Raw genomic sequence first — 12,814 nt, 5'->3', positions numbered from 1 at the left:
CACTTGGCACATAAGAAATTTAGGAGAGGAAATATGGACGCAATCATCAACCCTATTATTACCAAACTGTACGAGCAAGAATCGCTTACTCAGGAAGAGAGCCAACAGCTGTTTGACATCATCATCCGTGGTGAACTAGACCCAATTTTGATGGCATCAGCACTGACTGCACTAAAAATCAAAGGCGAAACGCCAGATGAAATTGCAGGCGCGGCCAAAGCACTACTGGCAAATGCAAACCCATTCCCTCGCCCAGATTACGATTTCGCAGATATCGTAGGTACGGGCGGCGACGGTCACAACACCATCAACATTTCAACCACTGCGGCGTTTGTTGCTGCAGCATGTGGTCTGAAAGTAGCGAAACACGGTAACCGCAGCGTTTCAAGCAAATCGGGTTCTTCTGACCTTCTTGATTCATTTGGTATCAACCTAGCCATGAGCGCAGAAGATACACGCAAAGCGGTCGACGATATCGGTGTTGCTTTCCTATTCGCACCTCAATACCACGGTGGTGTGCGCCATGCGATGCCTGTGCGTCAAACTATGAAAACACGAACCATCTTTAACATTCTTGGTCCGCTGATTAACCCAGCTCGTCCAAACATCGAATTGATGGGTGTTTACAGTGAAGAACTAGTTCGTCCTATCGCAGAAACCATGCTACAAATGGGTATGAAGCGCGCCGCTGTAGTACACGGCAGTGGTTTGGACGAAGTAGCAATTCACGGTGAAACAACCGTTGCCGAAATCAAAGACGGTAAGATCACGGAATACAAACTAACGCCTGCAGACTTCGGTCTAGAAGCTCACCCACTAGAAGCCATCAAAGGTGGCGATCCTGAAGAAAACAAAGCGATCATTACCAATATTCTGACGGGTAAAGGTACAGACGCACAATTGGGCGCAGTGGCAGTGAACGTAGCTCTGCTAATGCGTCTATTCGGCCACGAAGATTTAAAAGCCAACACGCAACAAGCGATTGAGGCAATGAATTCAGGCAAGGCGTACCAATTGGTACAACAACTTGCCGCACACGCTTAAGGAATTGAAGAAGATGACTGACTTCAACACTCAGCAAGCTGGCAATCTGTCTGAACACGTTTCTAAGAAAGAAGCAGAAATGGCAGAAGTACTGGCGAAAATTGTCCGCGACAAATATCAATGGGTAGCAGACCGTAAGGTATCTCAACCGCTAAGCACATTTCAGTCTGATTTACTGCCATCGGATCGCAGCTTCTACGATGCACTGAGTGGCGAAAAGACAGCATTCATCACCGAATGTAAGAAGGCATCTCCTTCTAAAGGTTTGATTCGTGATCACTTTAACTTGGATTACATTGCATCGGTTTACAACAACCATGCTGATGCAATTTCAGTCCTAACTGACGAGAAGTACTTCCAAGGTAACTTTGACTTTCTTCCTCAAGTGCGTGGTCAAGTCAAACAACCAGTTTTGTGCAAAGACTTCATGGTAGACACCTACCAAGTTTACCTAGCACGTCATTACAGTGCTGATGCCGTACTTCTGATGCTTTCTGTCCTGAATGACGAAGAGTACAAAGCGCTAGAAGAAGCAGCTCACAGCCTGAATATGGGCATTCTGACCGAAGTCAGCAACGAAGACGAGCTTCATCGTGCCGTTAATCTAGGAGCACGCGTTATCGGCATCAATAACCGTAACTTGCGCGACCTAAGTACCGATTTGAATCGTACTAAAGAATTGGCACCGACCATTCGCGAACTGGCACCAAACGCGACGGTAATTTCAGAGTCTGGCATTTATACGCATCAACAAGTTCGTGATTTAGCGGAATACGCAGACGGCTTCTTGATTGGTAGTTCGCTGATGGCGGAAGACAACCTTGAACTTGCAGTACGTAAAGTGACGTTAGGCGAAAACAAAGTGTGTGGCTTAACGCATCCGGATGATGCAGCAAAAGCATATCAAGCTGGCGCGGTATTTGGTGGCCTGATTTTTGTCGAGAAGTCGAAGCGTGCGGTCGACCTTGAAGGTGCTCGCTTAACCATGAGCGGTGCTCCACTGAATTACGTTGGCGTTTTCCAAAATCACGATATCGATTTTGTTGCTTCAGTCGCAACCTCTTTGGGTTTAAAAGCAGTTCAGCTGCACGGTCAAGAAGACCAAGCTTACGTAAACCAACTCAAAGCCGAACTGCCAACAACAGTAGAAATTTGGAAAGCTTATGGCGTGACTGATGCCAAGCCAGAACTGCTTGCAGACCACATTGACCGCCATCTATTAGATGCGCAAGTTGGCACTCAAACTGGCGGAACTGGTCAAGTGTTCGACTGGTCACTGATCGGCGACCCAAGTCAAATTATGCTAGCGGGCGGACTGTCGCCAGAAAATGCTCAACAAGCAGCGACACTAGGTTGCTTGGGATTAGATTTAAACTCTGGTGTAGAAAGCGCGCCAGGCAAAAAAGATTCACAGAAGTTGCTTGCGGCATTCACCGCCATTCGCAACTACTAAAGCTGGATATCAGCTAAAAAATTTAAAGCTATTCGTAGCGAAAAATACGAGAAGGAATATAACGATGGCAAAACTGAATGCCTACTTTGGCGAATACGGCGGTCAGTACGTTCCGCAAATTCTAGTTCCAGCACTGGAGCAACTAGAGCAAGCGTTTATCGACGCGCAAGAAGATCCAGAATTCCGCAGCGAATTCATGACGCTTCTTCAAGAGTATGCGGGCCGTCCAACGGCTTTGACTCTAACTCGTAACCTAACCAAAGGTACGAAAACCAAACTGTACCTAAAACGTGAAGATCTGCTTCACGGTGGCGCGCACAAGACCAACCAAGTGTTAGGTCAAGCTCTGCTTGCGAAACGCATGGGTAAAAACGAAATCATCGCAGAAACCGGCGCAGGTCAACACGGCGTAGCAACTGCACTAGCGTGTGCGCTACTTGGTCTGAAATGTCGTGTTTACATGGGTGCAAAAGACGTTGAACGCCAAAGCCCGAACGTATTCCGTATGAAACTCATGGGTGCAGAAGTAATTCCGGTTCACTCAGGTTCAGCAACACTTAAAGACGCATGTAACGAAGCGCTACGCGACTGGTCTGCAACTTATGAAGACGCGCACTACCTACTAGGTACAGCGGCTGGTCCTCACCCATTCCCAACCATCGTGCGTGATTTCCAACGAATGATCGGTGAAGAAACGAAGAATCAGATTTTGGCACGTGAAGGTCGTCTTCCTGATGCAGTTATCGCGTGTGTGGGCGGCGGTTCAAACGCGATTGGTATGTTTGCTGACTTCATCGAAGAAGAAAGCGTTCGCCTCATTGGTGTTGAGCCAGCAGGTAAAGGTATCGATACTGACCAACACGGTGCACCACTTAAACATGGCAAAACGGGGATCTTCTTTGGTATGAAAGCGCCATTGATGCAAGATCCAAACGGCCAAGTTGAGGAGTCTTACTCTGTATCTGCGGGTCTTGATTTCCCTTCTGTAGGACCACAGCACGCACACCTAAATGCAATTGGCCGTGCGGAATACGACAACGTAACTGACGACGAAGCGCTCGAGGCATTCCAAGAATTGGCTCGCAGCGAAGGGATCATCCCAGCTCTAGAGTCTTCTCACGCTCTAGCTCATGCATTGCGCATGGCTCGTGAGAATCCTGAGAAAGAACAACTATTGGTCGTAAACCTATCTGGTCGTGGTGACAAAGACATCTTCACCGTACACGCCATCCTAGAAGAAAAAGGAGTGATTTAATGAGCCGTTATGAGAAGATGTTTGCGCGTCTAAACGAAAAAAACCAAGGCGCATTTGTACCGTTCGTAACGGTTTGCGATCCAAACGCAGAACAATCTTACAAGATCATGGAAACCCTCGTTGAGTCTGGCGCAGACGCCCTTGAACTTGGTATTCCATTTTCAGATCCGCTTGCAGATGGCCCAACCATCCAAGGCGCTAACATTCGTGCGCTAGATTCAGGCGCAACACCGGATATCTGCTTCGAACAAATTGGTAAGATCCGAGCTAAATACCCAGATCTGCCTATTGGCCTTCTGATGTACGCGAACCTTGTTTACTCTCGTGGTATCGAGAACTTCTATGAGCGTTGTGCAAAAGCAGGCATCGATTCTGTTTTGATTGCAGACGTACCAACCAATGAAAGTGCAGAGTTTGTTGCAGCAGCAGAGAAGTTTGGTATTCACCCAATCTTCATCGCACCACCTACAGCCAGTGACGAAACACTGAAGCAAGTATCAGAACTGGGTGGTGGCTACACTTACTTGCTTTCTCGTGCTGGCGTGACAGGTGCAGAAACCAAAGCAAATATGCCAGTTGGTCACATGTTAGATAGATTAAACCAGTTCGATGCACCACCAGCGCTGCTTGGCTTCGGTATTTCTGAACCAGCACAGGTGAAACAAGCAATAGAGTCTGGCGCAGCAGGGGCCATCTCCGGCTCAGCTGTGGTGAAAATCATTGAAGCGAATATCGAGCAGCCACAAATTATGCTCGATAAACTTGGTGATTTTGTGTCAGCGATGAAAGCTGCCACTCAGAAATAATTTCCATTTGATGTAACGCTATAGCGCCCGCTTAACATTCTGTTTAGCGGGCGTTTTCTTGTATGGCGTTTATACCATATCATTTTTTATTCAACGCCCGCACTTTCCAAACCAATCTAAAGCAGAGCAATCAAAGAGTGATAAACTTTGCCACTTAACCAGCACAAATAATAGCTAGAGCAGGATGCAGTAAGGTTGCACATGGAAGAAGTCAAAGCATTATTAGCCAAATGTCCTGTATTATCAGGGCTGCCCGAGAAAGGACTTAGTGAAGCAGCACAAATAGCTAAAGTTCGCTGTTTCGACGAAAAAGCACTGATTTGCAATAAAGGGGAACCTCAATCTTCTCTTATGGTCATTGCACAGGGTGCCGTACGAATTAATTCGATGAGTTCAAAAGGCAAAGAAGTCACATTAATGATTTTCGAGGCAGGAGGCTGGTTTGGAGACAATGTTTTTTCTCCCGGCATGCCCCGTATTTTTGGCGCAACCGCGCATTCGGGCGTGACCTTACTGGAACTACCTGGTGATAAGTTTCGCCAATTACTCGCCAAATATCCTCAAAGTTACCCTACGATTCTCGACTTACTTAGCCGCCGCTTATGGTCTGCAATTTCTGTTATCGAAGATGATGCGATTAGAGGAATCGAAGAGCGGATTGCAAGAAGGTTGCTGTTGCTTGCTGAATACCAACACAACCAAGCTATCAATACTCAGCCGTGTGTCGTGAGAGTGACTAGAGAGCATATCGCCAACATGATGGGGCTAACTCGTCAAAGTGTTCATAAAGTACTAAAAAACTTAGAGAGTATTGGGATGCTAGAACTGAAATATGGTTCAGTGACCATTACCAATCCAAAACGCTTAGAAGCGCACATAAAACAACTCGAACAATAGAGTAAACAGATAGTTCATGTGTACACGCTAGCGAGAGATTGCCATCTTCTGTTCCTTAGTAACCAGGCGCACAACACCATTCGCTCTAGGCAAGTGGCGCTGTGACCCAAAGTTCATTGAATTGACTAAGCCACATTCAATTCAGATTTCAACTCACGTTTCAAAATCTTTCCTGTTGCACTCATCGGGAGATGCTCACGAATTTCAACATAACGAGGATATTTAAAAGAGGCTAACTGCTCTTTGCCCCACTTTTGTAATGTTTCCGCGTCAATGTACTCTCCCGGTTTAAGCACAACGTAAGCCTTTATCTCTTCGCCATACTCTTCATTTGGAATCCCTATCACCGCTACCATTGAGATTGCAGGGTGAGTCATAAACACTTCTTCAATTTCTCTAGGGTAAACGTTAAATCCACCTCGAATGATCAGATCTTTCATTCTATCGACGATAAATAGATTACCTGAGCAGTCAAAACGGCCAACATCACCAGTATGGAACCAGCCATTTTGTAGCGCGGATTCAGTGACTTCCGGGCGGTCAAGGTATCCCTTCATAACATTATGCCCACGCACAACAATCTCACCTTCTTCACCGATAGGTAGCGCATTGCCTTCAATGTCGACAACTTTTACTTCAACGCCTTGAATCGGTTGACCTACCGATCCTGGTATACGTTCCTGATCTAAATGATTAAAACATGCAATAGGACTTGTTTCTGATAACCCGTATCCTTCAAGAATTGGGACATTAAATTGTTCCTCAAAGGCTCTAAAGATTTCGGTTGGCAACGGGGCTCCACCGCTGATAGCAACACGTAGTGAGGATGTATCAAATTGATGTTGGACATGAAGCAAACCGATATACATCGTTGGCACCCCAGCAAACAACGTCACTTTGTGTTTTTCCATCAGCTCAAGAACATGTTTAGGCTCAAACCTAGGCACTAATACCAAGGTTGCCCCACCCAAAACACTGGCATTTAAGTGGACGGTTTGACCAAAGGTATGAAATAAAGGCAAAGTTACTAAGTGAATATCATCGGCCTGGCTGCCCATAATGTTTTGTGCCACCAGAGCATTCATTATGATGTTCTGCTGCGTCAGTTCAGCTCCTTTTGGTAAGCCTGTCGTCCCTGATGTATACAAAATAACACAAGTATCATCTGCATTACGCGGTACATAATCTGACAATGGTTCTGCATTCGCTATAAAAGCATTGAGAGTTGGCACACCATTCCATTCGTTTTCACTTTGAGATTGAGTCATCACGACCATATTTTCACATATATCAGCCTGCTCAAACGCTTTAACCCCCTCTTTTGCCATTGGCAGTTCTGCTGTCCCTTCAAAACAGAAGTAAAACTTCGCTTTTGAATCTTCTAAGTGATACTTAATTTCTCGCGCTTTCAAAAGCACATTTAATGGGACAGCAACCGCGCCAGCTTTTTGTATCGCATAATAAACAAACGCGAAAAAAGGAATGTTTGGGCATGAGAGCGCAATACGATCGCCCGGAACGACCCCTTTGTTGATTAAAGATGCCGCGATCTTTCCGGTAATCGCATCAAACTGCGCATAAGTTATCTCGACATCACCACATATCAACGCCGTCTTATCTGGTTTACTCGCAGCATTTCTTTGTAATGCAGCAGCAAGATTCATCATAATCGCTTCACCTCTTACTTGTTGATTTTCGTTTTATCGGCTCGGGAGCATTAACAGAGAGAGCACTCCCCTACACTAAAATGTTGGTACTTAATATTTGTTTTGCCATTTTTGATTAACATTATGTTTACAATGCAATCCGAACTAAGAATGTAAAGCAATTAACATTTCACAAAGCTAATTGGTAAAAATGTGAGCTTGAAAGAGATTAATTGTTATAAATATCAATCCAAGTCACGCAAGACGCAGACTACGCTCGCAAACACAAAACCCATCTCAGTTAACAAAAAACAAACAAGAAAAAGAAATAAACAAAAACAATTACACAGCCAATAGGCATAACAAAAATCAATAGCAAACGTTTGCTATTGAACAAAACTTTATCGTTCGTCAATAAAATATCGATTAATCCATCAATAATACCTTGCTGCATATTGCCAATTGTAAACGATAAGTGTAAAAAGCAAGGCGAGATAATTATCCATAAAACCATTTATGGTTAGTGGGTAATTTTAGGATTTTACATTTTATTAGCACAGAGGTTATGGAAGTGTTAAAAGAAAAGAGTTTGCTAAACAACATTGGCGTACAAGTCGTAATCGCCATGATCGTGGGCACAGCCGTTGGTGCCATGATGGGTCATGATGCGACAGTGTTCGCTCCTTTAGGTGCTATCTTTATCAACTTAATCAAAATGTTGGTTATTCCTTTGGTCGCTGTAGCCTTGATTTCTGGCGCAGCTGGTCTTGGGAACAGCCAGTCAGCAGGCAAAGTTGGCATCGTCACTCTAGGTTATTTCGGTTTAACATCCGCCCTAGCCGTTGCGCTTGCACTATTTATGGGCGAAGTATTCCAACCAGGCATGGGGATCGACGTCTCTGGCGTTGAAGGCATGTTCTCAGCAGAATACGCTTCAAAAGGTGAACTACCTACTTTCTGGGCAACCATCACTGGTATGATCCCAACCAACGTTTTCCAATCACTAAATGAAGCAAACATCCTACAGATCCTCGTTTTCTGTATGTTCTTTGGTATTGCAATTTCTAAGCAAGCAAAAGAGCGTCGTGAGCCAATCATTAATGGTGTTAACTGCATCGTTGACGCAATGGTTTGGATGATCAACAAAGTGATGATCATTGCCCCTATCGGCGTGTTCGGTCTAATGGCAGAAGCAGTCGGTACATTCGGTTTTGGCGCACTAATGGTGGTATTCAAACTGTTCGTTGTTTACGTTGCCGCAATCCTAATCTTCGGTTTCGTTGTTTACCCAGCAATGGTGCATATTTTCACCAAGACATCAGCGAAGAAGTTCCTGTCTTCAATGAAAAAGCCACAAGCTGTTGCGCTTTCAACGGCCTCTTCTATGGCAACACTGCCTGTCACAATGGACACCTGTGAAAAAGAACTGGGCGTAAAAAATTCAACCGCGTCATTTGTTCTGCCTCTAGGCGCAACGATCAACATGTCAGGTAATGCGATTTACTATGGCTTGGTTGCTATCTTCTTTGCTCAACTGTTCAATATCGACCTAGGTATGGGCGCTTACATTGCAATTATCGTAACGTCTACATTGGGTGCGGTTGGTCAAGCGGGTGTTCCTGGTCCTTCTTTCCTAGTGGTTGCCGTACTTCTTGCCGCTGGCATTCCAATTGAAGGTCTACCACTGCTATTCGCTCTTGACCGTATTTTCGATATGATTCGTACAGCACTAAACATCACTGGTGATGCAGCATGTGCAGTTATCGTTGATGCGCTAATAGAAGAGGAAGCGGCAGAAGCTGAGCTTAAAAAGCAAGAAGCTTAGTCCTTTCTCGAATGAACTAAAAACCGCTCACTATGAGCGGTTTTTTTGTCTTTTCTTGCATTACGTAACTATATAAATAGAAACCAATAGCATAAATTTATCAAAATGATATAAACCATTACAAAATATAAAAAACGTCAGAACTAGGTTATATCATGAGTCTTAAGCTGTCTTTGGAGCCTCTCGCCAGTACAGATTTGCCGATCGAATCAAAACAACAGGCGCTGGTTAACACGGTTCTTCTTACTCTTACACCGCAAGAAAGGTCTTCTCTTTTTCAACAAGTTGCTTTGTATAGAACAAAGCTTCTTAAGTCCCTCTTTCCTAAATACGCATCTAAGAGTCTGTCCGTACTGTTTGAATTAATAGATTATCGAGATTTAGTACAGCAGTATCCAACGCCTTTCTCCGAAGAGGCGCTCTTAATTGAACAAATTGCCGCAGATTGTTACCCGCATTGGATGGTTTTCTGGTGTGAATGTGAGATTGCTGCGATCAAGCAAAAGCACCCTTTAAATGAAGCGACAAGACCAACTCAGCTCTCGTTTGACGACCGCGACTATTCAAGCATATTGATCGAAGATATTGCCGAATGCGACCTAAAGGTAACACTGCCAAATCACGCTGCATTAATGCCGATTTCCGAAGCAATCACACTGAGCAATCTTGAGCTCTTCGTCCAAACTGAACAATGGTTTGAGATATTGCCTCTATTATCACTCTCGCAGAAAGGTCAACACTTTGTGCTATTGTTCAAGCAGTCATCTACACCAATCATGGTCTCCTCCGCTTTGGTGCAAAACTGGCACCAAAGAAATATTTGGCTCAGCTATTCATCACCATTTAGTAGTGAGCAATGGCAGTTTTGCCTTCCTGATTATGGCCACATTACTCTTAATCAATTAGGCCTTTTTGGAGGTAACGATCTAACTCGCCAACGGACTCTTATTGAATTTGATGCGCAGTTCCAATCTCACTTGAAAAACACTGAAGCGGTTTGCGAAGTGCTGCGTCTGACAGTGGGTGGCAACATCCAACAAAAACTGTACTTTTTGTATTTGGCACAAAAAGCATTGATGAGTGAGCTATATAAAGCAGGCTATAAGCTCAGCTTTACCATTATTGAACAAATATTTATGTTAAATTTCTATCAATCTATTGATTTAGAGGCCTACTTTCACTCAGGATACCGCGACATTAACGGTGACGGTACCAAGACATACCGCGGTTTCTGGAATTTAGGTATGATGGTTGAAGCATTTCAAGACATACAGTTTCGCGACTACAAACACCGCGTACGAACAAAAAGAATTGATGAAAAGGTGAATGAACATGCTTGATATTCATCTTCACGGCCTTTTTTATCCAAAAGCAATGACGCTATACGCCACTGTACTGGTGGTGTTCGCTTGGTTGTTATATTACTGCTATCGCCTAAAACAGAAGAGTGAAACGATTTTAGGCTCGCATCATGCGCCGTACATTGCTTATTCTAGTTGCATCATCGTTTGGATCAGCAGCAACGCATACTTCCATACCGACTTATTGCCGGAGTTGGGCTCCTCTGGCGGTATTTTTATGGCTAAGTTGGCGAACTTGGCGTCATTCTTTGCCTTTGCATTCGCGTTCTATTTTTCTTGCCAGCTAGCGGCTGATATCAAAAAAACTGCGGTCAAAGCCTGGCAAAAAATCATCTTTGTGGCACTAGCAACGTACTCGCTTTACATCAACTTAGTACCAAACCTTACTGTCGAAAATGTCACCATTAGCGGCCCAAGTCAGTTCGTGATCGAGTTTGGTCCCCATACCTCATATTTCTTTATTAGTTTGCTGACATTTGTTGTATTAACCCTGCTGAACTTGATTACCATGCGAGCGAACAGCAGCAAACTCACGCTGGCAAAAAGTAACTATATGATCGCCGGCATTTTGGTCTTCATGTTATCAACTGCAGTGATACACCTTGGAATGACTTACTTCCTTGGTGACTTTTCCTTAACCTGGTTACCACCAGCACTTTCAATTAGTGAAATGTTGTTTGTAGGCTATGCCCTGCTTACCTCTCGCTTTTATAGCGCTAAATACCTCACATACTTAACCGTTAGCGCGCTGTTTGTCTGTGCCATTTTCGTCCTCCCGCTGGGCGCAATATTTATTCCTATCTCAGAAGATAACCAATGGCTTGTAGCGGTGCCTTTATGCGCACTCATCGGTATCACTTGGCACTTGCTTTACAAACGCGTCAGTCGTTTCGCGTCCTATTTTATTTATGGGAAACGACATACACCCGTTCAACAAATTCTTGGATTAGAAGAGGAATTTAAACGCTCAATAGATGATGCAATGCGCCAGTTAGCAGCGTTACTGAATATACCAAATAATAAATTGCAGCTCGTCACCAGCAGTTACACCGAAACGTTTTATGAAGATTATCTGCCGTCAAGCAAGTCTGTTCTCGTGCTTGATGAACTGTCTGAAGAAATTGATTATGCCTCCTCGTCTAAAGGCTCAATGCGCAAGCTCTACGAACGTATGCGATCCAGCAATACGGCGCTCGTAATGCCTCTTTTTGGTCGTGGAAAGTCCGTTACGCACTTACTGATTTCTTCACACAAAATGGATAATAAGCTGTTTTCTAATGAAGAAATTTCAGCATTGCAAACCTTATTAGTTCGCATCCAGAGCACCATAGAGGCCGATAGAAAAGTACGCCAAAGCCGTGCGCTCGCTAACTCTATTGCGCATGAAATGCGTAACCCTCTCGCTCAAGTGCAATTACGATTTGAAGCTTTAAAACAGCATATCGAATCAAACGCTTCACTTGAGACGTTAAAGAGTGAGATTGATAAAGGAGAAGCAGCGATTCAGCGTGGTCGCCAACTTATCGACATTATTTTGCGAGAAGTCAGCGACAGCTCACCTGAGCACGAACCCTTAACTATTACGTCTATACATAAAGCTGTAGATCAAGCGGTCAGCCGTTATGGCTTTGAAAACGATCAAATAATTGAAAGGATCAATCTGCCTCAAGAGCACGATTTTGTCGCGAAATTAAACGAAACTCTGTTTAACTTTGTCATTTTCAATTTGATTCGCAATGCTATCTACTATTTTGATTCTTATCCCGATAGTCAAATTGAGATTCGTAGCCAAACGGGGGCCTACGAAAACATTCTGGTCTTCCGAGATAGTGGCCCTGGCATAGATAGCAGTATCTTACACAAGATATTTGACGACTTCTTCTCGTATCAAAAAAGTGGCGGCAGCGGCCTTGGCTTGGGCTACTGTCAACGCGTTATGCGCTCTTTTGGCGGACGAATTGAGTGCCAGTCTGAATTGGGCGAATTTACTGAGTTCTACTTGTATTTCCCGGTCGTCCCAAACGCACCCAAACCAGAGACGTTGAGAACACCGGACTTCAATGGCTGGAAAGTAAATGCACCACATTCTGAACCTCGCACAGACCAACACGTACAAGTAAGTAACGATGCACCAACAGTGCTCATTGTTGATGACAAAGAGGTGCAGCGTACTTTGGTTCAAATGTACTTAAAAAGGCTGGGAGTCAACAGCTTACAAGCAAATAATGGCGCTTCTGCGGTGGAGCTATTTCAGTCGCACAAGATTGATTTGGTGCTTATGGATGTACAGATGCCAGTGATGAATGGATTTGACGCAAGCCAACGAATTAAGCAAATTGCGTCTTCTGTTCCTATCATCGCACTATCTGGAGAGTCTGGAGCTAAAGAGCTGGAGCTCATTGCGAAACTCATGGATGACAGACTTGAAAAGCCAACGACGTTAAATGCGCTCCAAACCGTCATCAAGCGCTGGTTGCAACATGAGAGTTTTGCTACTTCCAACACTTTCTAATTTGCGAAGATAAAA

The 12,814-nt window shown here is 44.3% G+C and carries 9 protein-coding genes; 8 read left to right on the top strand and 1 reads right to left on the bottom strand.

Annotated features, from left to right (window positions below):
• Positions 1-33 precede the first annotated feature (33 nt).
• From trpD to VEA_RS07715, 5 genes are all read left to right on the top strand, one after another.
• A complete protein-coding gene (trpD, locus tag VEA_RS07735; protein WP_006743303.1) occupies positions 34-1,044 on the top strand; it encodes an anthranilate phosphoribosyltransferase in 1,011 nt (336 codons plus the stop codon).
• Positions 1,045-1,057: 13 nt separating this feature from the next.
• Entirely contained in the window at positions 1,058-2,497 is a 1,440-nt protein-coding gene (gene trpCF, locus VEA_RS07730; protein ID WP_006743302.1) for a bifunctional indole-3-glycerol-phosphate synthase TrpC/phosphoribosylanthranilate isomerase TrpF, read from the top strand.
• Positions 2,498-2,561: 64 nt separating this feature from the next.
• On the top strand, positions 2,562-3,752 hold the full coding sequence (gene trpB / locus VEA_RS07725; protein WP_005394827.1) for a tryptophan synthase subunit beta: 1,191 nt from the start codon (positions 2,562-2,564) through the stop codon (positions 3,750-3,752).
• Positions 3,752-4,558 carry a tryptophan synthase subunit alpha gene (gene trpA / locus VEA_RS07720; RefSeq protein WP_006743301.1) on the top strand — a complete coding sequence of 269 codons (807 nt, stop codon included), beginning with the start codon at positions 3,752-3,754 and terminating at the stop codon, positions 4,556-4,558. The genes trpB and trpA overlap by 1 nt, the downstream gene beginning before the upstream one ends.
• A gap of 201 nt (positions 4,559-4,759) precedes the next feature.
• Positions 4,760-5,455 (top strand): Crp/Fnr family transcriptional regulator, encoded by a 696-nt coding sequence (locus VEA_RS07715; protein ID WP_006743300.1) that lies wholly within the window; start codon positions 4,760-4,762, stop codon positions 5,453-5,455.
• 125 nt (positions 5,456-5,580) lie between these two features.
• Here the strand turns inward: VEA_RS07715 and VEA_RS07710 are convergent, their stop codons facing one another.
• Positions 5,581-7,122, bottom strand: coding sequence for a long-chain-fatty-acid--CoA ligase (locus VEA_RS07710; protein ID WP_006743299.1), 1,542 nt, complete (start codon positions 7,120-7,122; stop codon positions 5,581-5,583).
• A 544-nt stretch (positions 7,123-7,666) separates the two neighbouring features.
• On the opposite strand from VEA_RS07710, the gene VEA_RS07700 reads away from it, so the two are divergent.
• The 3 genes from VEA_RS07700 to luxN all read left to right on the top strand — a co-directional run bounded on the left by VEA_RS07700 (position 7,667) and on the right by luxN (position 12,799).
• Positions 7,667-8,926, top strand: a complete 1,260-nt coding sequence (locus VEA_RS07700) for a dicarboxylate/amino acid:cation symporter (RefSeq protein WP_012841620.1) — start codon at positions 7,667-7,669, stop codon at positions 8,924-8,926.
• A gap of 155 nt (positions 8,927-9,081) precedes the next feature.
• Positions 9,082-10,266, top strand: a complete 1,185-nt coding sequence (locus VEA_RS07695) for an acyl-homoserine-lactone synthase (protein ID WP_006742635.1) — start codon at positions 9,082-9,084, stop codon at positions 10,264-10,266.
• A complete protein-coding gene (luxN, locus tag VEA_RS07690) occupies positions 10,259-12,799 on the top strand; it encodes a quorum-sensing autoinducer 1 sensor kinase/phosphatase LuxN (RefSeq protein WP_012841619.1) in 2,541 nt (846 codons plus the stop codon). The genes VEA_RS07695 and luxN overlap by 8 nt, the downstream gene beginning before the upstream one ends.
• The last annotated feature ends 15 nt before the right edge of the window (positions 12,800-12,814 follow it).

Source organism: Vibrio antiquarius, assembly GCF_000024825.1.
In the GTDB taxonomy this organism is placed as follows: Bacteria; Pseudomonadota; Gammaproteobacteria; order Enterobacterales; family Vibrionaceae; genus Vibrio; species Vibrio diabolicus.
Note: the sequence above shows the minus strand (reverse complement) of the source record. Positions and strands in the feature narration are given on the sequence as shown.